This is a genomic window from Streptomyces sp. NPDC055025 (assembly GCF_053608565.1).
In genome coordinates, this window is record NZ_JBSGVS010000008.1 from 131,528 (window position 1) to 154,818 (window position 23,291).

General features: G+C 69.1%; 25 protein-coding genes and 2 pseudogenes. 17 read left to right on the forward strand and 10 right to left on the reverse strand.

Annotated elements, in window-relative coordinates; all coding sequences use genetic code 11:
* Positions 1-66 precede the first annotated feature (66 nt).
* Positions 67-690, reverse strand: coding sequence for a GNAT family N-acetyltransferase (locus ACWGDX_RS07735; RefSeq protein ID WP_453623226.1), 624 nt, complete (start codon positions 688-690; stop codon positions 67-69).
* Positions 690-1,835: an LLM class flavin-dependent oxidoreductase gene (locus ACWGDX_RS07740; protein WP_453623228.1), complete on the reverse strand. Its 1,146-nt coding sequence runs from the start codon at positions 1,833-1,835 to the stop codon at positions 690-692. The genes ACWGDX_RS07735 and ACWGDX_RS07740 overlap by 1 nt, the downstream gene beginning before the upstream one ends.
* A 731-nt stretch (positions 1,836-2,566) precedes the next feature.
* Between ACWGDX_RS07740 and ACWGDX_RS07745 the strand changes: the two genes are divergently transcribed.
* The 4 genes from ACWGDX_RS07745 to ACWGDX_RS07760 all read left to right on the forward strand — a co-directional run bounded on the left by ACWGDX_RS07745 (position 2,567) and on the right by ACWGDX_RS07760 (position 5,456).
* Entirely contained in the window at positions 2,567-3,571 is a 1,005-nt protein-coding gene (locus ACWGDX_RS07745) for an amino acid ABC transporter permease (RefSeq protein WP_453623230.1), read from the forward strand.
* Positions 3,572-3,706: 135 nt separating this feature from the next.
* Complete coding sequence (locus ACWGDX_RS07750; RefSeq protein ID WP_453623232.1) at positions 3,707-4,240, forward strand: type 1 glutamine amidotransferase domain-containing protein; 534 nt, start codon at positions 3,707-3,709, stop codon at positions 4,238-4,240.
* A 148-nt stretch (positions 4,241-4,388) separates the two neighbouring features.
* Complete coding sequence (locus ACWGDX_RS07755) at positions 4,389-4,757, forward strand: hypothetical protein (protein WP_453623234.1); 369 nt, start codon at positions 4,389-4,391, stop codon at positions 4,755-4,757.
* Between the two features lie 207 nt (positions 4,758-4,964).
* A complete protein-coding gene (locus ACWGDX_RS07760; protein WP_453623236.1) occupies positions 4,965-5,456 on the forward strand; it encodes an ATP-binding protein in 492 nt (163 codons plus the stop codon).
* Between the two features lie 96 nt (positions 5,457-5,552).
* Here ACWGDX_RS07760 and ACWGDX_RS07765 read toward each other — a convergent pair whose 3' ends face one another.
* Entirely contained in the window at positions 5,553-6,008 is a 456-nt protein-coding gene (locus ACWGDX_RS07765) for a DUF5709 domain-containing protein (RefSeq protein WP_453623337.1), read from the reverse strand.
* A 330-nt stretch (positions 6,009-6,338) separates the two neighbouring features.
* On the opposite strand from ACWGDX_RS07765, the gene ACWGDX_RS07770 reads away from it, so the two are divergent.
* Both ACWGDX_RS07770 and ACWGDX_RS07775 read left to right on the forward strand, forming a co-directional pair.
* On the forward strand, positions 6,339-7,667 hold the full coding sequence (locus tag ACWGDX_RS07770; protein WP_453623238.1) for an NAD(P)/FAD-dependent oxidoreductase: 1,329 nt from the start codon (positions 6,339-6,341) through the stop codon (positions 7,665-7,667).
* A gap of 76 nt (positions 7,668-7,743) precedes the next feature.
* Positions 7,744-9,594, forward strand: a complete 1,851-nt coding sequence (locus ACWGDX_RS07775) for a transketolase (RefSeq protein WP_453623240.1) — start codon at positions 7,744-7,746, stop codon at positions 9,592-9,594.
* Between the two features lie 118 nt (positions 9,595-9,712).
* On the opposite strand, the gene ACWGDX_RS07780 is transcribed toward ACWGDX_RS07775, so the two are convergent.
* The gene (locus ACWGDX_RS07780; RefSeq protein ID WP_453623241.1) at positions 9,713-10,072 is read right to left on the reverse strand and encodes a hypothetical protein; all 360 of its coding nucleotides are present in this window, start codon (positions 10,070-10,072) and stop codon (positions 9,713-9,715) included.
* A 355-nt stretch (positions 10,073-10,427) separates the two neighbouring features.
* A complete protein-coding gene (locus ACWGDX_RS07785) occupies positions 10,428-10,814 on the reverse strand; it encodes a tetratricopeptide repeat protein (protein WP_453623243.1) in 387 nt (128 codons plus the stop codon).
* A 122-nt stretch (positions 10,815-10,936) separates the two neighbouring features.
* Here ACWGDX_RS07785 and ACWGDX_RS07790 point away from each other — a divergent pair, with 122 nt between their 5' ends.
* Complete coding sequence (locus tag ACWGDX_RS07790) at positions 10,937-11,902, forward strand: pirin family protein (protein ID WP_453623245.1); 966 nt, start codon at positions 10,937-10,939, stop codon at positions 11,900-11,902.
* 396 nt (positions 11,903-12,298) lie between these two features.
* Positions 12,299-12,634 carry a hypothetical protein gene (locus tag ACWGDX_RS07795; RefSeq protein ID WP_453623339.1) on the forward strand — a complete coding sequence of 112 codons (336 nt, stop codon included), beginning with the start codon at positions 12,299-12,301 and terminating at the stop codon, positions 12,632-12,634.
* Here the strand turns inward: ACWGDX_RS07795 and ACWGDX_RS07800 are convergent.
* Positions 12,528-12,917: a MerR family transcriptional regulator gene (locus ACWGDX_RS07800; protein ID WP_453623247.1), complete on the reverse strand. Its 390-nt coding sequence runs from the start codon at positions 12,915-12,917 to the stop codon at positions 12,528-12,530. The two genes, ACWGDX_RS07795 and ACWGDX_RS07800, sit on opposite strands and share 107 nt — an antisense overlap.
* 82 nt (positions 12,918-12,999) lie before the next feature.
* Between ACWGDX_RS07800 and ACWGDX_RS07805 the strand changes: the two genes are divergently transcribed.
* Entirely contained in the window at positions 13,000-13,656 is a 657-nt protein-coding gene (locus ACWGDX_RS07805; RefSeq protein ID WP_453623249.1) for an SDR family NAD(P)-dependent oxidoreductase, read from the forward strand.
* 77 nt (positions 13,657-13,733) lie between these two features.
* Here ACWGDX_RS07805 and ACWGDX_RS07810 read toward each other — a convergent pair.
* Positions 13,734-14,319, reverse strand: a pseudogene (locus ACWGDX_RS07810) (ECF transporter S component); the annotation flags it as partial.
* A gap of 33 nt (positions 14,320-14,352) precedes the next feature.
* A pseudogene (locus ACWGDX_RS07815) lies at positions 14,353-14,529 on the reverse strand (AAA family ATPase); the annotation flags it as partial.
* Positions 14,530-14,975: 446 nt separating this feature from the next.
* Between ACWGDX_RS07815 and ACWGDX_RS07820 the strand changes: the two are divergent.
* The 6 genes from ACWGDX_RS07820 to ACWGDX_RS07845 all read left to right on the forward strand — a co-directional run bounded on the left by ACWGDX_RS07820 (position 14,976) and on the right by ACWGDX_RS07845 (position 20,164).
* The gene (locus ACWGDX_RS07820) at positions 14,976-15,917 is read left to right on the forward strand and encodes a CPBP family intramembrane glutamic endopeptidase (protein WP_453623251.1); all 942 of its coding nucleotides are present in this window, start codon (positions 14,976-14,978) and stop codon (positions 15,915-15,917) included.
* 104 nt (positions 15,918-16,021) lie between these two features.
* The gene (locus ACWGDX_RS07825; protein ID WP_453623253.1) at positions 16,022-16,615 is read left to right on the forward strand and encodes a hypothetical protein; all 594 of its coding nucleotides are present in this window, start codon (positions 16,022-16,024) and stop codon (positions 16,613-16,615) included.
* A gap of 37 nt (positions 16,616-16,652) precedes the next feature.
* Complete coding sequence (locus ACWGDX_RS07830) at positions 16,653-17,132, forward strand: hypothetical protein (RefSeq protein ID WP_453623255.1); 480 nt, start codon at positions 16,653-16,655, stop codon at positions 17,130-17,132.
* Between the two features lie 73 nt (positions 17,133-17,205).
* Positions 17,206-17,802, forward strand: a complete 597-nt coding sequence (locus tag ACWGDX_RS07835) for a hypothetical protein (RefSeq protein ID WP_453623257.1) — start codon at positions 17,206-17,208, stop codon at positions 17,800-17,802.
* Positions 17,803-18,167: 365 nt separating this feature from the next.
* A complete protein-coding gene (locus ACWGDX_RS07840; protein WP_453623259.1) occupies positions 18,168-19,649 on the forward strand; it encodes a multicopper oxidase family protein in 1,482 nt (493 codons plus the stop codon).
* Positions 19,650-19,855: 206 nt separating this feature from the next.
* Positions 19,856-20,164 (forward strand): hypothetical protein, encoded by a 309-nt coding sequence (locus ACWGDX_RS07845; RefSeq protein ID WP_453623261.1) that lies wholly within the window; start codon positions 19,856-19,858, stop codon positions 20,162-20,164.
* A 222-nt stretch (positions 20,165-20,386) separates the two neighbouring features.
* Here ACWGDX_RS07845 and ACWGDX_RS07850 read toward each other — a convergent pair whose 3' ends face one another.
* On the reverse strand, positions 20,387-20,887 hold the full coding sequence (locus ACWGDX_RS07850) for a winged helix-turn-helix transcriptional regulator (protein WP_453623263.1): 501 nt from the start codon (positions 20,885-20,887) through the stop codon (positions 20,387-20,389).
* 241 nt (positions 20,888-21,128) lie between these two features.
* On the opposite strand from ACWGDX_RS07850, the gene ACWGDX_RS07855 reads away from it, so the two are divergent.
* Positions 21,129-22,085 (forward strand): alpha/beta fold hydrolase, encoded by a 957-nt coding sequence (locus tag ACWGDX_RS07855; protein WP_453623265.1) that lies wholly within the window; start codon positions 21,129-21,131, stop codon positions 22,083-22,085.
* 285 nt (positions 22,086-22,370) lie between these two features.
* Here the strand turns inward: ACWGDX_RS07855 and ACWGDX_RS07860 are convergent, their stop codons facing one another.
* A complete protein-coding gene (locus ACWGDX_RS07860; protein WP_453623267.1) occupies positions 22,371-22,778 on the reverse strand; it encodes a RidA family protein in 408 nt (135 codons plus the stop codon).
* A 128-nt stretch (positions 22,779-22,906) separates the two neighbouring features.
* On the opposite strand from ACWGDX_RS07860, the gene ACWGDX_RS07865 reads away from it, so the two are divergent.
* Positions 22,907-23,284: a winged helix-turn-helix transcriptional regulator gene (locus tag ACWGDX_RS07865; protein WP_453623268.1), complete on the forward strand. Its 378-nt coding sequence runs from the start codon at positions 22,907-22,909 to the stop codon at positions 23,282-23,284.
* Positions 23,285-23,291 lie beyond the last annotated feature (7 nt).

A 23,291-nucleotide genomic window follows, 5' to 3' on the forward strand; every position in this document is an offset into this window, starting at 1 on the left:
CGAGGAGATACGGGCCGCTCGCGGCGCGCGGGCCGGAGACGGCCCGGGATCAGGGTGCGCACGGGCTCATACCTTTCCTTCGGTGGAGACGGTGGAGACGGTGGAGACGGTGGAGACGGTGGGGGCAGTAGGGGCGGTGGGGGCGGTGGGGGCGGCCAAGTCGGTGGGAGCGGCGGAGCCGGCCGGGCCGGAGCGGCGGGCGGTGGCGAGATGCTTCTCGAACCGGAGCGGACCGATGGTCTCCGGGTCGGCACTCGTGTCGAACAGCGGTGTGTATCCGGTCCTCAGATACAGCCCCCTGGCCTCGGGCTGGCGCGGCCCGGTGGTGAGATGGATCCGGCGGTAGCCCCGTACGGCGGCGATCCGCTCCAGCTCCCCGACCACCCGCGCGGCCAGCCCCCGTCGCCGGTGGGCGGAGTGGGTCCAGATCCGCTTCAGCTCGGCCGTGGTGCCGTCGAAGCGGCGGAACGCTCCGCCCGCGACCGGCTCGCCGTGCTCCAGCAACAGCAGCAGGACGCCGTGCGGCGGGGCGAACTCCTCCGCCGGATAGCGGTCCATCTCGCCGTGCGCCTCCTTGCCGTAGCGGGAGGTGTACTCCTGGTCCAGCTCGCGCAGCATCGGCAGCACCAGCGGATCGGAGAGTGCGGTCCGTACCCAGGTCAGACCGCCGGGTTCGGCGACGGAGGTCATCAGCCGGCCTCGACCAGGCTCCGGGTGCCGGGTGCCACGCGCTCGGTGTCCCTCTCGGCGTCCCGCTTGGCGACCTCTTCGCGTACGAGCGGGATGACATGACGGCCGAAGTCGATGGCGTCGCCCAGCAGGTCGTAACCGCGCGCGGAGAGGATGTCCACGCCCAGGTCGTAGTAGTCGAGCAGCGCCTGGGCGACCGTCTCCGGCGTCCCGACCAGGGCGTTGGAGTTGCCCGCGCCACCGGTGGCCGCGGCGGTCGGCGTCCACAGCGCCCGGTCGTAGCGCTCACCCGACTCCGCGATCGCGATCAGCCGCTGCGACCCGGTGTTCTCGGGCTCTCCCCGGCGGTAGCGGCGTACCAGAGCCGCGTCGCCCCGCTCCCTGCGGGCCTTGATCGTGTCCACCGTCCGGTGCGCCTTCTCCCAGGCGAGTTCCTCGGTCGGCGCGATGATCGGCCGGAAGGCCACCTGGATACGGGGCGGTGCCGTACGCCCTGCCGCGCGCGCGGCGGCCCTCACCGCCTCGATCTGCTCCGCGGTCTTCTCCAGCGGCTCGCCCCACAGGCAGTAGATGTCCGCCTCGGCGCCGCCCGCCTGGTACGCGGCCGGTGAGGAGCCGCCGAACGAGACGTTCGGGCGGGGCTGCTGGACCGGGAAGACATCGCTGACGAAGTCGTGGAACCGGTAGTGCTCGCCCTCGTGGTCGAAGGCCTCGTGCGTGGTCCAGATCCGCTTGACGATCTCGATGTACTCGCGTGTGCGCGAGTAGCGCTGGTCCTTGGTGAGCGTGTCCCCCTCGCGGCCCTGTTCATGGTCGTTCCCACCGGTGATGAAGTGGACCGTGAGCCGCCCGTCGCTGATCCGGTCCAGAGTCGCGAACGTCTTGGCGGCGAAGGTCGGATACGACACATTCGGCCGGTGCGCCAGCAGGATCTGGAGCTTGTCCAGCCGGGAGGCGATGAACGCGGCGGCGGGAGCGGGATCGGGCGAGCCCGAGCCGTACGCGAACAGCACCCGGTCCCAGCCGTGGTCCTCATGGGCGCGGGCCAGCTTGAGCGTGTACTCCTTGTCGAACGCGGCGCCGGAGCGGGGACTCGTCTCCGACCCGTCGTGGGTGGCGGCGATACCGAGGAACTCCACAGGCATGAGGGACCTTTCGTACGGCGGAGAAACGCGGTGCGTACGCGGAGGGAGGGCATGCCGAAGGAACCCTGGGCAGACCGCGGGCACGGCGGAAGCGGAGTGGCGTGTGGAACGCGTCGAAGCGGAGTGGTACGTGCGGAGTGGCGCGTGGAGCGTCAGGAGGAAGACGGCAGCGTGCACCCGGTGAAGAAGGGGAACTCGGCCCGCGACGGGGTCACCGAGGGAGGGAGGGGCCGGTCGGGCGGCCCGCTGCCGGGGTCAGGTGCGATCAGGCGCAACAAGAGGCGGACCACACTCGACCGAAGTCGATGTGGCCGCGGGTGACCAACGGCAGCTGCTTCTGCATGCAGCCAATTGAGCACGGGACTTTCACCGAAGTCAACCGATGCCCGCACAGTGGTACATGAGTTGACCGGGGCGCCGGGGCCTCCTTGACAACCGCGCCGTCCCCGCCCGTACGATCGAGACGCGTCCGGCCTCCGTGCGCACCTCGGACCCCAGGGTCTCCGAGGTGAACACCGGGCCGTACCGGCCGTGTTGAGGGACACGGCGCGTGATGACGTTCGGAGCACTCGAAGTACCTGGAGCATCCGGACCCGGAGCACCCGGACCCGGAGCACCTGGAGCACCCGGACCTGGAGCGCCGGAGCACCTGGAGCGTCCGGACCTGGAGCACCCCGGGGCACCCGGAGTACACCGACCACCGCCGACCGCACTCCCGCCGGAGCCCCCTCATGTCTGTATCGCCCCCGCCCGATGTCCTCCGCGTGCCGGACGCGTCCCCTCCGAGACGCGACCTCACCCTGCCCCGGCCCGACGAGATCTCCCGTATCGTGCCGCGCCGGCATCCCGGACGGTGGCTGTCGGGCGCCGCCGCGCTGCTGGTCCTCGCGATGGTCGTCAACTCCGTCGTGCGCAACCAGCGGTTCCAGTGGAGTGTGGTCGGCCAGTACTTCACCACCCCCGCGGTACTCGACGGGCTGCTGCTCACGCTCTGGCTGACCGCGGGTGTGATGGTGCTCGGTTTTCTCATCGGCACGGTCTTCGCCGTGCTGCGGCTCTCCGCCAACCCCGTGCTGCGCACGCTCAGTTGGGGTTACGTATGGATCTTCAGATCCACCCCGCTGCTGGTGCAGCTCCTGTTCTGGTTCAACATCGGCGCGCTCTATCCGACGCTCGGCATCGGTATCCCCTTCGGCCCCGAGTTCCTCACCTTCAAGACCGTGAACCTCTTCGGCGCCGGACTCACCGCGCTGATCGGTCTCACCCTGCACGAGGCGGCCTACGCGGCGGAGGTGGTACGCGGCGGGATCCTCTCGGTGGACGCCGGCCAGACCGAGGCCGCGCAGTCCCTGGGGCTGAGCCGGTGGCGGGTGCTGCGCCGTGTCATCGTGCCGCAGGCGATGCGCTCCATCGTTCCCACCGCGGGCAATATGCTCATCGGCACCCTGAAGGGGACCAGCATCGTCAGCGTCCTCGCCGTACAGGACCTGCTGTTCTCCGTGCAGCTCATCTACAACCGTACGTACCAGGTCATCCCGCTGCTGATGGTGGCGACCATCTGGTACATCGTCGTCACCAGCGTGCTGTCCGTCGGCCAGTTCTATGTCGAGCGGTACTACGCCCGGGGCGCGGCCCGCGAGCTGCCGCCCACGCCCCTCCAGCGACTGCGCCGCCGTACGACGACCGTGACGGCACGGCTCCGTACCGCGACCGCCCCCGACGCGAAACGTCTCTGAGTCCCCGCCGAGTGCCCCGCCGCGTCCGCGCGCCCGGGACCGACGCGGATTTCTGGGTAGGGGAAAACTGGGTAGGGGAAGAGGTGTACGAGAAGAGCCGTACGAGCACGACGCGCGGGAGAGGACGTGAATCACATGCGTGTGGCATTCCTCGCGGCTCCGGAGGGCGTGGAGCAGGTCGAGCTGACCGAGCCGTGGAAGGCCGTGGGTGACGCCGGCGGAGAGCGTGTACTGGTCTCCACGGCACCGGGCGAGATCCAGGCGTTCGACCATCTCGACAAGGCGGACACCTTCCCCGTCGACCGCACGGTGTCCGAGACGGCCGCCGGTGACTACGACGCGCTGGTGCTTCCCGGTGGTGTCGCCAACCCGGACGCCCTGCGGATGGACCCGGCGGCCGTGTCCTTCGTCAAGGGCTTCTTCGACGCGGGCAAACCGGTGGCGGCGATCTGCCATGCCCCCTGGACGATGATCGAGGCGGATGTGGTGCGCGGCAGGACACTGACCTCCTGGCCGAGCCTGCGGACCGATCTCGCCAACGCGGGCGCCACCTGGGTCGACGAGCAGGTCCATGTCTGCACGTCCGCACCCAGCACCCTGATCACCAGCCGGAGGCCGGACGACCTCAACGCCTTCTGCGCGACGTTCCTCAAGGAGTTCGGAGCGTAGACGCGACGGGCGGCCGCGAGCCATCGGCCCCCGGGCCCCGACCCGGCAGACGTCCCGCGGGTGCGCGGTCCGGTCGCACACCGCGGCCGCCGGGGAGAGGGTGGAGACCGGACACCGCGACACCGGGACACGGAGAGGAACGATCGATGTGAACAGTGTGGACCAGCCCATGGACGAGGTGGTCGTGGCGCTCACCGGCGGGGCGAAGGAGGACGCGCGCGCTGTGTTCGGTGTGCTCCGTACGGCCTTCGCCTGCGATCGCGCGGCCGACGACATCCCCCAGGACGTGGCCGAGCGGCGACCGACCGTATGGCTCGCGACCTTCGACGCCTCGCGTCTGCGGAAGCAGCCGGACCCCGCGCGGCTGACGGCGCCGCTCACGGCCACCCTCCAGGGCGGCTACACGGCGGTGGACACCATGCGTAGGACGCTGGCCTCCGCGTTCACCGTCCACGATGTCGGTACGGCCTTCGGTGACCAGGAGGAAGAGATCCAGGTGCTCCTGGAGAGCCGGTAGCGGCTGCCGCTGCCCCTGGCCGTCAGCTGCTGCCGCTGCGACTGGATTGGCCGCTTTCGTGGCCTCGGTACGGCTCGTGTTGCGCTTCCGGACGGCCCACCTCACCCTGAGGATGACCCAGAAGTGGCTTTCGCTCACGCTTCGTGCTCGGGGGTCGTTGATCCAACGTGGTGAAGCTCGTGGGCCTCTCTGTGAGGAGCCTCGGCCATGACCGTTCCACCCGACCGTCATTACGTGGTCGAACTGCACGCCTCTCCGGAGCGTGTTCCGCAACTCCGGCGCGTCGTCGCCGCGCATCTTCGGTACTGGAGGCTCGACCTGCATGTGGCATCCGTCGGCAAAGGTGTCGAGGAACTGCTGACCAATGTCCACCGCCATGTCGGTGACGGCAATCGCTGCGTGCTCGAACTCCGCTGGACGGGCCGGCATCTCACGGCCTCCGTCGAGGACAACGGCCCGCGCATGCCGCGGCTGCTCACGGCCGGTGGCGGCGGCCTCGCCAGGGTCGCGGCGCTGAGCGACAGCTGGGGTACGTGTGCCACGGCCGAGGGCAAGGTCATCTGGTTCACCAGAAGCGTCCGAAGTCCACAGGACGTCCCGCGTGTGCCGTGGACACCGCTCACCGGGCTCGGCACGGCGCGGCGGGAACCCGTCCCCGCCTCGCTCATCCCGGCCCCGCTCGTCCCGGTGCTGGTGTGACCGTGCCGTTGTGAGCGTCGTGCGCGGTGGAAGTGCCGTACGCCGGGCGGACGTTCACCCGCTCCGGGCCCGGTGTACGGCTTCGCCCCGCACGGTTCACTCCGGCTCGGTCTCGTCCGGGTAGGGAACGAGATGGACCGCGGCCTCCTCCGCCGAAGCGGCGGCGCCGTCGATGCCGACATCGCTGGCGATCATGTCCTTCTCGGCGTCCTCGTGCGCGCCCTCGTCCGGCGCCACCAGCCGGCCCGACCGGCCGTCGCCGACCTCGTCGTCGAGCGTCTCGCCCTCGCCGTACGGCAGGTCACCGATACCGTCCCCGATGGGGACCGTGAGATCGGGGACCTCCTCCGCGAGCCGCTGGTCCAGCGTTTCCCCCGCCCGCTGCTCGGCGGCCGTCGTCCCTGTGTGCTCGACGCCGAGGGGACGCTCCGGCGGCGACCAGCCTTCGTCGAAGGGGTCGGAACCACGGTCGAGGAGAGTGTCCTCGGCGTCGAGGATGCCCTCGTCGTCGATGACCTCCGAGCCGTCCGGCTGGTAGACCTCGTCGCCCATGGTCCGGCCGCTGTCGCCGCTGTCGCCGCTCACGTCGTTCTCCTCGCCTCCTGCGGTCCGGTCGTGCGCCGGCGCGTGGGAGTTACTGCCCGGGGGAGGGGGGCGGCTCCTCCCTCTGCGTCCACCTTCCCACCTCTCACGACCGTGTCAACCGGCAGGCGGAGGGGTCTGTGGAGGCGGGGGAGAGCGGTGCCGCACACCCCGGTGCGCGGCACCGCGCACAACGCTTCCGAGAACGCTTCAGGGGCGGGGAGGTGTTTGTCGTTCCCCTCGGCGGGCACGTGACAAGTCGATCCTTACGACCCGATATGTCACACTCCGGAGTCGAATGTGAGCCGAGAACGCATTGTCATCGTCGGAGCCGGATTCGCCGGGTACGAGGCTGCTCGTACCCTCTCCCACACCGTCCGGGACACCGCGGAAGTGGTCCTGCTGAACCCCACGGACTACTTCCTCTATCTCCCGCTCCTGCCCCAGGTCGCCGCGGGCATTCTGGAACCGCGCCGGGTGACCGTCTCTCTCCCCGGGACACTGCCGCGGGTACGGCTCGTCCTCGGCGAGGCCGGCCATGTCGACCTGGAGTCACGGCGTGTCACGTACACGGGGCCGGAGGGCGACCGGGGCGAGCTGACGTACGACCGGCTCGTCCTCGCTGTGGGCAGTGTCAACAAACTGCTTCCGGTCCCGGGCGTCGCCGAGTACGCGCACGGCTTCCGGGGGCTCCCGGAAGCCCTCTACCTACGGGACCACGTGACCCGTCAGATCGAGCTGGCCGCCGCCACCGACGACCACCGTGAGGGCACCGCCCGTGGGACCTTCGTCGTGGTCGGAGCCGGATACACGGGGACCGAGGTCGCCGCGCAGGGCCAGCTCTTCACGGACGCGCTGGTCCGCAAACAGCCCGCCTGGTGTCATAAGCGCAAACCCCGCTGGCTGCTTCTCGACATCGCCCCGCGCGTCCTGCCCGAACTGGACCGGCGGCTCTCCACCACCGCGGACCGGGTGCTGCGCCGGCGCGGCGTGGACGTACGGACCCGCACCTCCGTCAAGGAGGCGGGACGGACCGGGATCACGCTGGACGACGGCGAGTTCATCGAGACCCACACCCTGGTGTGGTGTGTGGGGGTGCGGCCGGACCCGCTGGTCTCCGAGATCGGGGTGCCGGTCGAACGGGGCAGGCTGCTCGTCGACGCCCGGCTCAATGTGCCCGGCCATCCCGAGGTGTTCGCCTGCGGTGACGCGGCGGCCGTCCCGGACCTCACCAGGCCGGGCGAGTTCACCCCGATGACCGCCCAGCACGCGAGCAGGCAGGGCCGGCTGGCGGGCCGCAATGTGGCGGCCACCCTCGGCCATGGGGAGCAGCGGGTCTACCGCCACCACGACCTGGGATTCGTCGTCGATCTCGGCGGTGTCAAGGCCGCGGCCAATCCGCTCGGGGTACCGCTCTCCGGACCGCTCGCGGGAGCGGTCACCCGCGGCTACCACCTGGCGGCCATGCCGGGCAACCGGGTACGCGTCGCCGCCGACTGGCTGCTCGAAGCGGTGCTGCCGCGTCAGGCCGTACAGCTCGGTCTGGTCCGATCCTGGACCGTGCCGCTCGAATCGTCGTCGCCCGAGCTGGCGAGGGTCCCCGGCGGACCGCACACCTCAGACACGTGAAGCATGTGAAGCACGTCCACCACGTCCCGTACGTCGAGCACGTTCCGTACGTCCGGCACATCTCGCGAGGAGTGACATGAACAGCGAACAACTGACCGAACTGGGCCAGCAGTTGAGGGTCGACTCCGTACGGGTCGCCGATACGGCGGGCTCGGGGCATCCGACCTCGTCGATGTCGGCCGCCGACCTCATGGCGGTGCTGATGGCCAAGCACCTGCGCTACGACTTCGACCGGCCCGGCCGTCAGGGCAACGACCGGCTGCTCTTCTCCAAGGGCCATGCCTCTCCGCTGCTGTACTCCATGTATCTGGCGGCGGGCGCGATCGACGAGAAGGAGTTCCTCACCTACCGGACCCTCGACAGCCGGCTCGAAGGCCATCCGACCCCACGGCTGCCGTGGGTCGATGTCGCCACCGGCTCGCTGGGCCAGGGACTGCCGGTGGGCGTGGGCATGGCACTCGCCGGGCAGCGGCTCGGCCGGACCCCGTACCGCGTCTGGGTGCTGTCGGGCGACAGCGAGATGGCCGAGGGATCGGTGTGGGAGGCGATCGAGCACGCCGGTGTCGAACATCTCGACTCGCTGACCCTCGTCATCGACGTCAACCGGCTCGGCCAGCGCGGACCCACCCGCCATCAGCGGGATCTGGAGGCGTACGGCCGCAGGCTGCGCGCGTTCGACTGGCACACCATCGAGATCGACGGGCACGACGTCGACGCCATCGACGCGGCCTTCGACGAGGCCCGGTCGACGCGCCGCAGGCCGACCGCGATCATCGCGGGCACCCGGAAGGGAAAGGGCGTCGCCTCCGTCGAGGACCGCGAAGGGATGCACGGCAAGCCGCTGCCCGACGCGGAGAGCGCCATCGAGGAACTGGGCGGACGGCGCTCGATCCGGATCTCCGTGGCGAAGCCCGCCGAGCCCGAGGCCCCCGCCCGTACCGCCAGGCACCCCGTCACGCTCGAACTGCCGCGCTACGACGTGGGTGACTCGGTCGCCACGCGTGACGCGTACGGCAGGGCGCTCGCCGCGCTCGGTACGGCCCAGGGCGATGTCGTCGCGCTCGACGGCGAGGTCAGCGACTCCACCCGGGTCGAGTTCTTCGCCAAGGAGCACCCCGACCGGTTCTTCGAGTGCTACATCGCGGAACAGCAACTGATCGCGGCGGCCGTCGGGATGCAGGCGCTCGGGCATGTCCCGTTCGCGTCGACGTTCGCGGCCTTCCTGACCCGCGCGCACGACTTCCTGAGGATGGCGGCCGTCAGCCGGGCCTCGATCAATGTCGTCGGCTCGCACGCCGGTGTCGCGATCGGTCAGGACGGTCCGTCCCAGATGGGCCTGGAGGATCTGGCGATGTTCCGCGCCGTGCACGGCAGTACGGTGCTGCACCCCTGCGACGCCAATCAGACGGCACGGCTCGTGGCGGAGATGCACGCGCTGTCGGGCGTGCGCTATCTCCGTACGCTCCGGGGCGCGACCCCGGTCGTCTACGGTCCCGACGAGGAGTTCCCGGTCGGCGGCAGCAAGGTGCTGCGCCGCTCGGACGCGGACCGGGTGACCCTGATCGGCGCGGGAGTCACCGTCCACGAGTGTCTGAGGGCGGCCGATCTGCTGGCCGGTGAGGGCATCCCCGTACGGGTGATCGACCTCTACTCGATCAAGCCGGCCGACGAGCACACGCTCCAGGCCGCGGCGGCCGACACGAACTGTCTGATCACGGTGGAGGACCATCACCCGCAGGGCGGTGTCGGGGACGCGGTGGCCGAGGTGTTCTCGGACGGCCGCCCGGCGCCCAAGAGGCTGGTACGGCTGGCGGTGAACAGGATTCCGGGCTCGGCGACACCTCGGGAGCAGCTCCGCGCGGCGGGTATCGACGCGGACTCGATCGCGGCGGGCGTGCGGCTGCTGGTGGAGAAGATCATCCGCTGAGGACGCCGGCGGCGGGGGCGCCGCACGGAGGACCGTGCGGTGCCGGTGCCGGCGCTTTTGCCCGTGCCTTCGCTGGTGCCTTTGCCGGTGTGCTGAGGTACCCGCGGGCGGGGCGAGTTCAGGGGCGGACGCGGTAACTCACCGCGGGGAAGCCGAAGTCGCCGAGGTGGAGGCTGCCCAGCCGGTAGAAGAGGTCGCTGGTGGTGCCGGGCGCGCCGGTGCGGCAGTCCGCGTTGAAGTAGACATCGATGTCCTGGGCGGACAGATTCGCGCCGGACAGGGCCGGCTGGGACAGGTTCTGGCAGGTTCCGGTGTCGGCCAGGTCGACAAGGATCCCGGTGCCCGACTGACCGGCACCGGTGTAGAAGGCGGCCTCGGGGTAACCGGCCGCGGCGGCGGGCTGCGCCCCGCCCATGACGGCGACCAGTGCGGCGGCGGTTGCCGCGGTGGCGGCGAGCTTCCTGGTACGTGCGGTCATGAGGGTCCCTTCACAGTGGGGTGCCGGGGGCGGCGGGGGCGCCGCGGACCGGCCCCGGGGAACGTGTCGCCGCCGGGACCGGCAGCCGGGCGAAATACTTACACGTTCAACAAGGTGCGGAAAGGGAGAGAACAAGCCACCGGCACGCCTGCCGGAGTTCAGCGGCATCCCAGCGGTGCGGCAGGGGACCGGACGGGACCGGACGCGGCCTGACGGTGCGTGATACGGCGGCCCGGGGCGGGTCCAGGGCGGACGGGGCCTCAGGTCAGGCCCGGCGTCCGGCGTCAGGAGCGCTCATGCTCCTGACGCCGGTGGCGCTCACGGCGCGTACGTCCTGTGCGTCACGTACGTCGCGTCACGCCGTGTCGTGGGTTGTGTCGTGCGTCGCGTCGGCGGTCGGTGCCGGAAACTCACCGGCGAGCGCGGCGGCCATCCGGAGCTGGGTCGCGGCCTCCGTACGGCGGCCCTGACGCTCCAGCGTGCGGCCCAGCATCAGCCGCGCGTACGGCTCCACCGGGTCGCGCTCCAGGACGGTGCGCAGCTCGGTCTCGGCCTTGGCCAGCCGCGCGGAGTGGTAGTACGTACGGGCGAGCAGCAGCCGCGGGGCGACCTGCTCCGGCACCTCGGCCACCAGCCCGTCGAGGATACGGGCCGCCGTCATGTACTCCTTGGCCTCGAAGAACAGCTGTGCGCGGTCCCAGCGCTCGGCCGCCGTTCCGTACTCGTAGTACGTGCTTTCCACGTGTCCTCCTCCGATCTCCGATGGTCTCGTACGCTGACAACGGCAGAACATGGTTGAACATTCCACTATCGATTTGGTGTGGATACTGCCCCTCCGGACGCCGCGGGATTAGGTTGGGCGTCATGAGCAATCTTGATCGTCAGGCCGCCCTCACCGTCTGCGGCGGTCGCGGCTTCGTCGTGGCCGAGCCGGTGCGCGAGCTGCTGAGCCCGCGCCGGGTCCAGCTCGGTGAATCCACCGAGGTCCGCAGACTGCTGCCCAACCTGGGGCGGCGGATGGTCGGCGCGTGGGCCTTTGTCGATCACTACGGTCCCGACGACATCGCAGACGAGGCCGGCATGCAGGTGCCGCCCCATCCCCATATGGGCCTCCAGACCGTGAGCTGGCTGCACGACGGTGAGGTGCTGCACCGCGACAGCCTCGGCAGCCTCCAGACCGTACGCCCGCGCGAGCTGGGCCTGATGACCTCGGGCCGGGCGATCTCCCACTCCGAGGAGAGCCCGCGCCGGCACGCCCGTTTTCTGCACGGCGCCCAGCTCTGGGTGGCGCTCCCGGACGCCCACCGCCATGTCCAGCCGCACTTCCAGCACCACGCGGACCTGCCCGTCGTCACGGCTCCGGGCCTGACCGCCACCGTCATCCTCGGCGCGCTCGACGGCGCGGTCTCACCCGGCACCGCGTACAGCCCGATCATCGGCGCCGACCTGGCACTCGCCGGCGGCACCGAAACACGCCTGCCGCTGGAACCGGACTTCGAGTACGCGGTCCTCTCCATGTCCGGCGAGGCCGAGGTCGACGGCGTCCCCGTACTGCCGGGATCCATGCTCTACCTCGGCTGCGGCCGCTCGGAACTGCCCCTGCGCGCGGAGTCCGACGCCGGTCTGATGCTTCTCGGCGGCGAGCCGTTCGAGGAGGAGCTGGTGATGTGGTGGAACTTCATCGGCCGGTCGAACGAGGATATCGCACAGGCCCGCGAGGCCTGGATGTCCGGATCCCGCTTCGGCGACGTCCACGGCTTCGAAGGCGACCGCCTCCCCGCCCCAGCCCTCCCGCCGACCCCGCTGAAACCACGGGGACGCACACGCTGATCTGCACTTTCGTGTTTGTTGGCCGGACGGCATTCGTTGATCGTCAATTCCCTCGGCCGAGCGATCTGGCGCCTCGGCCGAGCGATCTGGCCCCTCGGCCGGGGTGGTCCAGGTCTGCTTCGGAGGGCCTGTTCGAGTCGCAGGTGTTGCCTCCCGTTCTCGTCTGTGCCAGACCTCATGCTGACCCAATGCTGACTTTCGTGACGGCTCGTCAGCTCACGACCGGGCTTCTCGGCCGAGCGTTCCACGTCGTGATCGCAAGGGGCTGGTGTGAGGCAGGAGCAAGTAGAGGCTGGACGGTAGGGTTGCGGTGACGTTACCGTCCGGCATGGAAAGTCACTTACTGTGACCCCTGCGTTCGAGCACACCAACCCTGCTCATCCGGTGCACGTCGTGGTGGTACCGAAGCGGCATATTCCTTCGCTGATCGACCTCGGTGACGGGGGCGAAGAACTGCTCATGAAAGTCATGGCGGTTGTGCGGCGGGTCGCGGCGCAGATCAAGGAAGAGCACGGTGCGGCTTCTGTCACCATATGCGCCCCGCAGCAGGAAGTCGCGTACTGCCCGTACTTCCTGGTGCGGGGCCATCTGGCCGCGGAGGCCGTAGAGCGCATCGGATCCGTTTTTATAGGTGAGTCTCGCGTGACGGGTCCTCTCCGTCCCGGGGCGCCGTGTCGAGAACGGCGTCGAGTATGCGCCGGGAACTCTCGAGTTGGGCGATTGTCCCGGTGATGCGGGTGCGTTCGCGTCTCAGCTCCCCGATGAAGGTCGGGCAGCCGGATGGCACCCTCAGCTCGTCCTTGTCGTGCAGGCAGTGCACGACTTTGGCGATGACCGCGGTGGAAAGCCCGGCGGCGAGCATCGCTCGGATGTGGTTCACCGTCGCGACGTCCGCCTCGGCGTACTCACGGTAGCCGTTGTCCGACCGGACCGGCCGCAGCAGACCCTGCTCCTCGTAGTAGCGCAACAGCCTTCTGCTCACCCCGGTTTCGTGGGCCAGGTCGCCGATTCGCATCCGGTCCTCTCCTTGACCTTCACATTGATGTGACGCCTTAGCGTCCCCCAGTGTCGCTGATCGTGAAGAGAGGAGCCTGGTCATGCCGGGTGCGGTGATCATTGGTGCGGGACCGGGGATCGGGCAGGCGGTCGCGCGTCGGTTCGCCAGGGAGGGGCTGCCGATCACGCTGATCGCCAGGGGCGGGCAGACGCTGCGCGCCGCGGCGGGCCCGATCGCTTCCTATGGCGTTCCCGTCGTCGCGTTGCGGGCGGACAGCACCGACCGGGCCGAGTTGGACGCGGCCCTGGACCGGGCCGTCGGTGAGCACGGCGTGCCGGAAGTCGCCGTGTACAACGCCGCGTTGGTCCGCGCGGACGAGCTGGGTGAGTTGTCGGTGCGTGATCACATGGAGGCATGGGCGGTCAATGTGGTCGGCGCGCTCAATGCCGCGGCACGTCTCGCGCCGGCAATGGCGGAGCGCGGGAGCGGAACGTTTGTTGTCACGGGTGGCATGCCCGAGCCCAAGCCGCGGTACGTGAGCCTCTCCTTGGGCAAGGCGGGCGTCCGGACCCTGGTTGCGCTGCTCGATCAGCAGTACGGATCCTCTGGAGTGCATGTGGCGAGCGTCACCGTGGACGGCCCGGTCGCCTCCGGCACCGACTTCGACCCCGACGACATCGCCGAGCACTACTGGCGGCTGCACACGCAGCCGCGCCACCTGTGGGACCGCGAGGTGCTGCATGCCGGCCGCTCCTGATGACCCGGGGGCCGGAGAGACGGGCCGTCGAGAAGAAGCACCTCAGTATCTGGATCCGGCTCCGACGGGTCCGCCCTACGTTGCCGGTTCGAGTGGTGTTTCAGGCCGGGCAGGTAGGCGAGGGAGCTGTTCGGGTCGAGGGAGAAGGGCCGGAAGGAGAGGTTGAGGAGGAAGCCGAAGAGGTAGCCGGGGAGCGATCCGTAGACGTCCAGGGGCAGTACCTCGCTCCGGCCGGTGGCGCGTGGCAGGAACCCGGCGAGCATGCCGGCGAAGGCGCAGCCGAACATCTGGTATGGCATCCAGGGGCCGACGCCGCCGGTGATGAGCGCCGAGGCGAACAGTGAGGTGCAGCCGAGGGTGAAGCCGAAGCCCGGACCGTGGACCCGCCCGGCCAGGACCAGAACGAAGAAGACGGTTTTCGATGCCGGCGGTTCCGGCTCCCAGGGGGCGCAGGGCCGCGTTGACGGCGGAGAGGACGCCCAGCAGGTTGAGTGCCTTGGAGTCGATGCCGCCTTCGGCGATCTCGGAGAGCACCACGCACAGGACGAGGATCAACAGGACCCCGAAGATCAGTGGGGGAGCGTAGCCGGAGCTGAAAGTGCCCGGCGCCACGACGAACGGCCAGAAGAACGGGACCAGTCCGAGGAAGGCGGCCAGCGCCATGACCACGCCGACGCGCGGGGTCAGCCGGATGGCGGCGGCGCGCGCGGCGAACTCGATGTCGTGGGTGGAGATGACGACGGCTCGGCCTTCGGCTGCGAGGGTGTCCACGATCCGGATCAGTGCGGTCTTCGCCCGATAGTCCAGGCCGCGGGTCGGTTCGTCCAGCAGGACGACCCTGGATGCGGCGGAGAGCTGGATGGCGAGGGCGAGACGGGGCGTCCTGCTCGCTCGTGGGCGGGCCGTTCTGCTCGGGTGCGCTCTTGACGAGGAAATGCTCGGCGACTTCCCGGCGCCCGTACAACTCGCACGCCGCGATTCCGCGTGGGGTCCTGGGGCACGCCGAGGTTTGTGAGGTACGACAGGGCGACGCCCGCCCGGTCGCCCGCCACCGCGTTGCCGCAGGACACGAGGGCACAGTGGCCTGTACCGGAAGGCAACAAAGGCGCGCACCGTTCCTGGCGGACGCGGCCCCGCCTCAGAATCGATCAACGGGTCGTCTGTGATCCCGCGGCACTCCCACCACCGAAGGGATCTTCCGTGGTGGCGGCCGGCACCCCGGTCGACCGCCTGGCCCTACGCCCGGTGTGCCGGGCTTTCGCCGTGCGCAGCGTCGTGGACATGGCGCGGAGAGCGCCTCAGTGGAAAGGGCAGTTCAGATGTTCCAGCAGAAAAGCGGAGGCGGACTCACCGGGAGCGGTGAAGCGCCGCGGCAGGCCGAGGCCGGCGGCATTCAGGGCCGGCGAAGCGGCCTCGGCCTCTTTTTCGCTGTCACCTTCGCGATGACCTGGACCTTCTGGCTGATCGTGATCACACTCGGCGGATCGCCGACGAGTTCCCCCACCGCCATCCCCTTTCTGCTCGGTGGCTTCGGCCCGGTGTTCGGCGCGATCGCGGTCCGGGTGCGCCGCGCCCGCCGCGGGGAGCCCGTACCCGTTCGTACGGTGAGATTCCGGCAGGGCGTACGCCTGTTGTGGGTGCTGCCCCTGCTGGTGCTGACATCGGGGAGCGTGGTGGCGGGCGCGCTCCTCGCCGGCTTCCTCGGTGGCGCCACGGTGAGCCTGAGCGAGGGCAAGGAACTGATTTCGAGCGTCGGCGGAATCGTGCCGTTCTTCGTCAGCATGCTGATCGGCGGTCCGGTGGCCGAGGAGCCCGGCTGGCGTGGCACCGCGTATCCCCGTCTGCGTGCGTCCATGAGCCGGCTTCGGGCCGGACTTCTGCTGGGTGCCGTCTGGGCGGTCTGGCATCTGCCGCTGTTCTTCATCGAGGGAACCGTCCAGGCGGAGCTCGGGCTGATGAGCTGGAGCGGCCTGATGTTCTCGCTCAGCGTCTTCCCCGTGGCACTGCTGACCGGTTACGCGTACGAGCGTGCCGGAGTCGCGGCGGCCGTCGCGGTCCATCTCGGTTTCAACGCGACCATGGCCGTGCTGACCGTCGAGTCCCCGCTGACCCAGGCATGCGTCCTGGGGGTACAGGTCGCTCTCGCCGGCGCGCTGCTCGCCACGCGGCGCGATCGCCGGACGGGCCCGCACCTTCAGGTGGCGCCTCAGCCGGGCCAGGACGACGCCGACGTGTCGCGGCGGATCGCTCCGGTCGGCTGACCGACCCCATCGCGACCGCCAGAACTTCCTTACGGCAACGCCGCGGCCCGGACCGGGGCGCGGCGTTGCCACTCACCAACGAACAACGCCGAAAGGGCACTTCCATGCGATCCACCCGTACGCGCACCCGAACGCGCACCCGCACGCTCGCCGCTCTGGCCTTCCTGACCGCCACGGGCCTATTCCTCACGGGATGCGGTCCCGACTCCGCCGCCGACGGTTCCGGGAGCGGTTCCAGCCCCACCGCGAGTGCCGGTGCCGACGAGGAGGGCAGCTCCGACGCGGGTTCGGGTGGCGGGAGCGAGAGCCCGAGCGCGGATAAGGAGTCCAGCTCGGGTACGGATTCCGGCTCGGGTACGGACTCCGGAGGGGATCCGGGTTCCGGTTCGGACGACGACGCCCCCGGCAGCGGTACGGAGAACGGTCCCGTCGACAACCCCGACGCCCCCGGCGCCGACGGTACGTTCCACGGCGAGCTGACCTTCTGGGCGCCCGGCAAGCTGCGGGTCGGTGAACGAGCCTTCTGGGTCGCCACCGACACCGAGATCATCGGCGGGGAGATCTGCGGGGACCCCGAGACCCCGGAGGCCGAGAAGTGCACCCCGGAGGAGCTCGACGACGCTGCGAAGGCCGGCAACCTGCGCGTCGAGGTGATCATCAAGAAGGGCATCGCTGAGCGGGTCCGGACGTACTCGTGACAACCACGGGCCGGGACCGCCGAGACGATAGGACACCATGACGACGAAGGCGGAGATGAACCGAAGCGGGATACGCCCCAGGGAGGTGGAGGCGGCCTTTCTGCTCTTCCTCGTGGCGATTGCCCTGGGCCCGGTCTCGTGGGTGCTGGACACATTCGTCATCTCTCCCTCGGGATTCGATGAAATGCGTGGCGAGACGGGGGAGGACGGAGCGATTCGGCAGACCGCCCTGTCCGCCGGATTCACCGTGGTCACCACCGCCCTGCTGCTGCTTTTCGCCCTGGCCATGCGCCGGGGGCGGACATGGGCGCGGAACGCGATCACTGCCGTCGGCGCCCTCCTGCTGTTCGTTCTGGTCAACAGCGTGAGCTCCGACGAATATCAGCCGGAGGCCTCCGCCGGCGGCGTCTACGATCTTGTCGTCGCTGTCGGTCCGGTCGTCCTGATCGCCGGTGCTGTCGTGCTGATGTTCCTGCCGACGGCGCGTACGTACTTTTCGACCACACTCTCCGAGTAGAGCAGCTCCGGTCCGGTCCGGTCCGTCGCGGGCCGGACCGGAGCTGTTTCTGACGATCTGACAGGTTTGCCGCATGGACATGGATGTTTTCGTTCCGGAGTTCATCAGGAAGAGCTGGACCGAACTGGAGAAGGAATCGCTCTGCGGTCCGGGGCCCGGATGGATCGACCGGGCGGGCGATCTGGTGGTGGTCGACGGCGATCTGAACTGGTCCACTCCGGAATGCGCCGATTCCGGGATCGACAGTTTCGAAGTGAGGCCCGGCGTTTACCCGGTCTACGCGGGCAGTGTCGATCTGGGAGAAGACCCAGGCCAGTCCCGGCACTACGTGACCACATTGTTCGTCGCCCTCGCCGCCGCCGACGAACTCGCCGGTTCGACCTGGGATTTCGACGAATCCTCCGCTCTGCGTATCGATGGATACGCGTGCCTGTGGAGCGACAGAGCCGAACGGAACATGCCCGTCGAATCCCTCGTGAGGTTCAAGGAGTCGACGCTGTCCACCGGGGTCCTTTCCCGCCGAGGTCCCTGGATCGACGAGGTGACCGATCCGGACTCCGGAGCCAACGTGATGGTGTTCCCTGTGGCCGACAACAGCGTGTCCACCCTCAAAGCCCTCAACGAGAACGGCGAACTCCTCGCCCTGCTCTACCTGACCTGGTCCCCCTGACATCACGGCGGGCCTCTCGGTGAGCCGCCGGGCGGCATCGGTGAAACGGCCGCCCAGGTCCAGGCCGTCCTCGGTGTCGGCGGCGTTGGCCTGCTCGGCGGCGGCGTCGAAGAACTCGCTCAGCCTCGCCAGTAACCGTCGATCGGATCCAGGACCTGCTCGGTGAGGGATGCCGCCGTGTCGTATGTGTCCGATCCTTCCCGAAGGCCATATTGCTTTAGGTGTGCTGGCGTTTGGGTGGTCTGGATCCGTGATACCGAGATCGTGGCGTCCCTCATGGGAATTATGCAGTGAATTCGTATGTGCGAAGCTGTCGGTCCTTGGCATCGGCTGGGCGCGCTGTTGGACCGGGAAGGGAGCGAGCTGTGCCGATCACCCGTCGTGATGTCCTGAAGCTGGGGGGCTCGGCCCTGGTGGCCGGGGGTGGCACCGGCGTGCTCTCGTCGTGCGGTTCTACGGAGCTGGCTGCGCGGCCCGAGACGTTGCGTAAGGCGGATTACACGGTGCGGATCGCGACCGGGCCGGTCGAGCTCGCGCCGGGCACGGTCGTCTCCACCACGACCTACAACGGGCAGTTCCCCGGTCCGCTGCTGCGGTTCACCGAAGGCCGTCCGGTCGTGGTCGACGTCCACAACGACACCGGCATCCCCGAGTTGTTGCACTGGCACGGCCAGGTGGTTCCCGCAAAGGTGGATGGGGCTTCGGAGGAGGGCACCCCGTTCATTCCCGCGCACGGGACGCGGCGTCTGTCCTTCACGCCCGGACCGGCCGGTTTCCGCTTCTACCACACCCATGTGGCAGCGCTCGGTGACCTCGGCCGGAGCACCTACACCGGACAGGCGGGGCCCGTCTACATCGAGCCGAAACTCAATCCAGGGGCCTACGACCAAGAGGTCTTCCTGACACTGAAGGAGTTCGAGCCGTCCCTCAGTCACGGCGGGGACATGGCCCAGGACTTTCTCGCGGGCTCCGAGGTGCCGGAACTGAAACGCAAGGGTGAGAAGGCGATGGCCGACTCGCTGGCCCGGGGCCTGCCGCACGGCTACGAGGTTGGCTACCGGGTCTTCAGTGTCAACGGCCGCAAACTGGGCCACGGCGAGCCGATCAGGGTCAAGTCCGGGCAGCGGGTGCTGTTCCACATCCTGAACGCCAGCGCCACTGAGATCCGCAGCCTCGCCCTGCCCGGCCACACCTTCACCGTGGTCGCCCTCGACGGCAACCCCGTACCCCGCCCGGCTGGCGTGCCGGTGCTGTGGATCGGCACCGCCGAACGCGTCTCGGCCCTGGTGGAGATGGACCACCCGGGCGTGTGGGTGCTGGGGGACCTGGCCGACGACGACCGCAAGGCCGGCATGGGGACCGTGGTCGAGTACGCCGGCCGCACCGGTACCGCGCGATGGACCGCACCACCGAAAACCAGATGGGACTACCGGACCTTCGCCCGCACCGGCGCCACCGCTCAGCGGCCCGACCGCACCCTCGACCTGCTGGTGGAGAAACGCAACGCGGCCGACAAGGGATTCAACGTCTGGACCCTCAATGGCGTGCCCTTCTCCATGGACACGAACAAGCCGGTGATCGAGGTGGAGCGGGGCAGGCGCTACCGCATGCGGTTCCGCAACGCCACCGACGACATCCACCCCCTCCACCTGCACCGCCACACCTTCGAGATCACCCACATCGCCGGCACCCCCACCAACGGTCTGCACAAGGACGTCATCATGCTCGGCGGCTACCAGACCCTCGACTTCGACTTCACCGCCGACCAACCGGGACTCTCCCTGTTCCACTGCCACCAGCAGCTCCACATGGACTTCGGATTCATGCTCCTGCTGCACTGCACCTGACCCACCCCGCCCGGCCCACAGTCAGCGCCGGACAGCCGCCGCGCGACGCACGCTGTAGGCGGCGGAGACGGCAGAGGCGGCCGGGGGGGGTGTTGGTCGGCGGCTCGGGGGCTGGCTGCGGGCAGGGGTAGGGACACCGTAATCATGATCTTTTGTGGTGAAGTATCAGAGCGCAGTGCCGTGGAGGTCGCGGCAGTGCAGGCGGTATGGACCAGGGGCAGGTGACCTGCTGGCACCGCTGGAGCCTGATCAGCGTCATCGCCGCGGCTTTCCTCGCCGTGAGCCTCGCCCTGCACGACAACGCGGCGGCCAGCGACGACGATCACGGCCCCGCCGAGAAGACCATGATCGAGCTCACCCGTCCCGAACTCCTCCGACTCGTGCGGGCCTTCGTCCTGCCGAAGCCCGCGGTGGCCCCCGAGCACATCCTGCGATGGTCCCGTTGGAGACGCCGACACCAGCACCGAGCCGCTCTCTGCCACCGCCGCTGGAACGAGGTCACCGCAGCCACGTGATCACGAATGTGACCAGGCACGACACTTGTCACCAGCACCGCGCGGTGGCCTGGGCTTCGTCGTCGATGATTGTCGCCGCCTCGCCGCCGGCATTGCCGCCTGCCTCGATGTTCCGGGCCATCCGTCACCCGCGTGGTAGGTGAGGAAGCTCCGGGGAAGGGGCTCCGGCCGGACTTACGGAGTGGGAGGCGGAGACCTGGCCCGTCTGTCGGAGGGCCACTGTCAAGTCGTGGGCTGTTCTTCTGCCGTCATCGGACGCGGCTCCCCCAGGCGGGTCTCGCTGTGGTGCAGCGGGGTGCCGTCAGGGCGTGTGTAAGTCACCCGGGGCAGCGGTGCGCCGGTGCGCGTATCGATGAGGGGCCGATAGGCAATGCCGTCGTCGATCAGGTGACGTTCGCCCCACTGGCGCAGGGCGACGATCAGGTCGAAGAGCTCGATGCCCTTGTCGGTGAGCGCGTAGGCGCGGTAGCTCGTGCCGTCGGCGCCGGGCTCGGTGCGCAGGACGCCCGCCGCTGTCAGGGCGGAAAGTCGGGCACTGAGGATGTTCCTGGCGATACCCAGGCTGCGCTGGAACTGGCTGAACCGTCGGATCCCGTTGAACGCGTCGCGCAGGATCAGCAGGGTCCAGCGGTCACCGAGCAGGTCGGCCGCACTCATTACCGGACACGTCGGCGGCACCGGGGCGCCCGCGTGCTGATCCGGTTCGTCGTCCTGGTCGACCATCGGTGCCTCCGCTCGCACTCCGCCAGCCTGGTTTCCCGAGAAGACTACCTCGGTTGCACAACGAAACTCAATTGGTAGCAAGTCAAAACCACTCTGGTTGCGATTCAAAACCACATGTGTCTATTCTCCTCAGGATGGCCCGCGGCGGCCGCACGGCCGCACCGTGAAGGGGCGTGCCCCGCCTAAGCCGATCAACCCAGCCCCGTGCCACCTGCCGCCCCTCCGAGGAGACCAGCTTCCGATGATCACAGCGCACGAGACGTTCGACGACACCTTCCCCTACACCCCGCACTTCAGCTCTGCCCCCGGCTTCCGCATGCACTACGCCGACGAGGGCAGTGGTCCGGTTCTGCTGTGCCTGCACGGTGAGCCCACCTGGGGCTACCTCTTCCGCCACCTGGTCGCCGGACTTGCCGGCTCGTACCGGATGGTGATCCCGGACCACATGGGCTTCGGGAAGAGCGAGACCCCGCGCGACCGGACGTACTGGCTCCAGGACCACACGGACAACCTGGAGGCATTCGTCCTGGACCTGGGTCTGCGCGAGATCACCCTGGTCATGCACGACTTCGGCGGCCCGGTCGGCATGGGCCTGCTGACCCGGCACCCTGAACTGGTCAACCGCGTCATCGCCCTCAACGCCCCCACCCCCTTCGGGCAGCCTGCACTGCCCCGGGCGCTGGCCGAGAACGCCTCCCATTCCCCCTGGTTCACCTGGATCGCCCGCGCGCAGGCAGACGGCACCCTGGACGACGTGCTCGGCGCACTCGGCTACAACACACTGAGCACCCTGAAACTCAATGGCTTCCAGAACAACACCGTGATCACACCGGCCTGGATCCGGGCCTACGCGGCCGCCTTCCCGACCCGGGAGGAAACCCTTGGCGCGCTCGGCTGGGCCAAGGGCTTCGCACTGGGCGCGCACCGCTTCGCGTCACCGTCGCCCCACGCCAAGCAGGCGGCGGCGCGGCTTCCCGCCTTGGCTGTCTGGGGCATGCAGGACCAGACTTTGCGCGCCGAGCACTTCCTGCCGCTCTTCCACGCCGCCTTCCCGCATGGCCTGGTCAGCGAACTCCCGGCCGCCGGCCACTACATCCCTGAAGACGCACCCGAGACCGTGCTCGCCCTGGTGCGCCTGTTCTTGGACGCGACGGCGTCGGATGACCGACGCACGGGGACGAGCGAAATAGCGGCCTGAGCCACCCCGTCAGCCCGAAGCCTGGCTTCCGGATCCGTCGGTGCCAGATGTCGAGCCAGGTGACAACTCTCGCTCAGTCACAACGAACTACAGCTGCCGTGACTGACGGTGGAGTACAGCGCGCTCGGCGATCAGTTGGCCGAAGAGTTCAGCGTCGGTGTCGCGCAGGATGCGGCCGAATCTGTGTGAGACGTCGCGGTGGAGCTGCGAGGGTGACTGATGGCGCACCTCGGACAGGTATACGCGACACCTGAACGTGCGAACTCACCAGTCCCGAGACCGTTCTCAGCCGAGGACGGCGGTGGCCTCGATCTCGACCAGGTGCTCGGGTACGTCCAGGGCTGCCACGCCCAGCAGGGTGGCCGGGGGGACGGGGGTCAACCCCAGCTTCACGGTCGCCCGAGTGATGCCCTCCATCAGTAGGGGCAGCTTGTCCGGGGTCCAGTCGACGACGTACACGGTCAGCTTCGCCACGTCCTCGAACGAGCCGCCGGCCCCGGCGAGGGCGGTGGCGACGTTGAGGTAGCACTGCTCGACCTGGGCGGCGAGGTCGCCCTCCCCGACCGTGACCCCATCGGCGTCGCCGGAGACCTGGCCGGCGACGAACACGAGCTTCGAGCCGGACGCGATCGCCACTTGCCGGTAGACGGGGACCTCGGGCAGTCCGGTGGGGTTCACCAGGGTGATGGGCATGATGCGCGGCCTCCGTGTGTCAGGGAGCGGGGGAGCCTGGGGCTCGTGCTCTCTTGTGGTTACTCAGGAACCATAGGAGAGTGTCTGCTGACATGGAAGAACGCACTTTTCGGTGACTGGGGAACCTGATGGTGACCAAGCAGTTCAGCGGCATACGCGACGAAGCGGACCTGCGCCGCGCGGACTCCCTGGCGCGGGAGATCTTCTCCGACGTCGCCAACAAGTGGGCGCTCCTGATCATCGAGGCCCTCGGTGACGACACCCTGCGCTTCAGCGAGTTGCGCAACGAGATCGACGGCATCAGCCACAAGATGCTCACCCAGAACCTGCGCATGCTGGAGCGCTACGGACTGCTGGAGCGGACCGTGTACCCCACCGTGCCGCCGCGGGTCGAGTACACACTCGCCGAGCCGGGCAGGGCACTGCGCAAGACGATCGAGGGACTGTGCGACTGGACGCACCACTACCTCAGCGACATCGAGGAATCCCGCCGCCGCTTCGACTGATCTGCGC

Excerpts from the sequence above, each read along its gene's own strand:
- ACWGDX_RS07845 (WP_453623261.1), top strand. The coding sequence starts at position 19,856 with ATGGACCAGGGGCAGGTGACCTGCTGGCACCGCTGGAGCCTGATCAGC.
- ACWGDX_RS07850 (WP_453623263.1), bottom strand. The coding sequence starts at position 20,887 with ATGGTCGACCAGGACGACGAACCGGATCAGCACGCGGGCGCCCCGGTG.
- ACWGDX_RS07865 (WP_453623268.1), top strand. The coding sequence starts at position 22,907 with ATGGTGACCAAGCAGTTCAGCGGCATACGCGACGAAGCGGACCTGCGC.
- ACWGDX_RS07800 (WP_453623247.1), bottom strand. The coding sequence starts at position 12,917 with ATGCGAATCGGCGACCTGGCCCACGAAACCGGGGTGAGCAGAAGGCTG.
- ACWGDX_RS07740 (WP_453623228.1), bottom strand. The coding sequence starts at position 1,835 with ATGCCTGTGGAGTTCCTCGGTATCGCCGCCACCCACGACGGGTCGGAG.
- ACWGDX_RS07760 (WP_453623236.1), top strand. The coding sequence starts at position 4,965 with ATGACCGTTCCACCCGACCGTCATTACGTGGTCGAACTGCACGCCTCT.
- ACWGDX_RS07835 (WP_453623257.1), top strand. The coding sequence starts at position 17,206 with ATGGACATGGATGTTTTCGTTCCGGAGTTCATCAGGAAGAGCTGGACC.
- ACWGDX_RS07830 (WP_453623255.1), top strand. The coding sequence starts at position 16,653 with ATGACGACGAAGGCGGAGATGAACCGAAGCGGGATACGCCCCAGGGAG.
- ACWGDX_RS07820 (WP_453623251.1), top strand. The coding sequence starts at position 14,976 with ATGTTCCAGCAGAAAAGCGGAGGCGGACTCACCGGGAGCGGTGAAGCG.
- ACWGDX_RS07780 (WP_453623241.1), bottom strand. The coding sequence starts at position 10,072 with ATGACCGCACGTACCAGGAAGCTCGCCGCCACCGCGGCAACCGCCGCC.
- ACWGDX_RS07775 (WP_453623240.1), top strand. The coding sequence starts at position 7,744 with ATGAACAGCGAACAACTGACCGAACTGGGCCAGCAGTTGAGGGTCGAC.
- ACWGDX_RS07790 (WP_453623245.1), top strand. The coding sequence starts at position 10,937 with ATGAGCAATCTTGATCGTCAGGCCGCCCTCACCGTCTGCGGCGGTCGC.
- ACWGDX_RS07860 (WP_453623267.1), bottom strand. The coding sequence starts at position 22,778 with ATGCCCATCACCCTGGTGAACCCCACCGGACTGCCCGAGGTCCCCGTC.
- ACWGDX_RS07805 (WP_453623249.1), top strand. The coding sequence starts at position 13,000 with ATGCCGGGTGCGGTGATCATTGGTGCGGGACCGGGGATCGGGCAGGCG.
- ACWGDX_RS07735 (WP_453623226.1), bottom strand. The coding sequence starts at position 690 with ATGACCTCCGTCGCCGAACCCGGCGGTCTGACCTGGGTACGGACCGCA.
- ACWGDX_RS07765 (WP_453623337.1), bottom strand. The coding sequence starts at position 6,008 with ATGGGCGACGAGGTCTACCAGCCGGACGGCTCGGAGGTCATCGACGAC.
- ACWGDX_RS07825 (WP_453623253.1), top strand. The coding sequence starts at position 16,022 with ATGCGATCCACCCGTACGCGCACCCGAACGCGCACCCGCACGCTCGCC.
- ACWGDX_RS07750 (WP_453623232.1), top strand. The coding sequence starts at position 3,707 with ATGCGTGTGGCATTCCTCGCGGCTCCGGAGGGCGTGGAGCAGGTCGAG.
- ACWGDX_RS07745 (WP_453623230.1), top strand. The coding sequence starts at position 2,567 with ATGTCTGTATCGCCCCCGCCCGATGTCCTCCGCGTGCCGGACGCGTCC.
- ACWGDX_RS07855 (WP_453623265.1), top strand. The coding sequence starts at position 21,129 with ATGATCACAGCGCACGAGACGTTCGACGACACCTTCCCCTACACCCCG.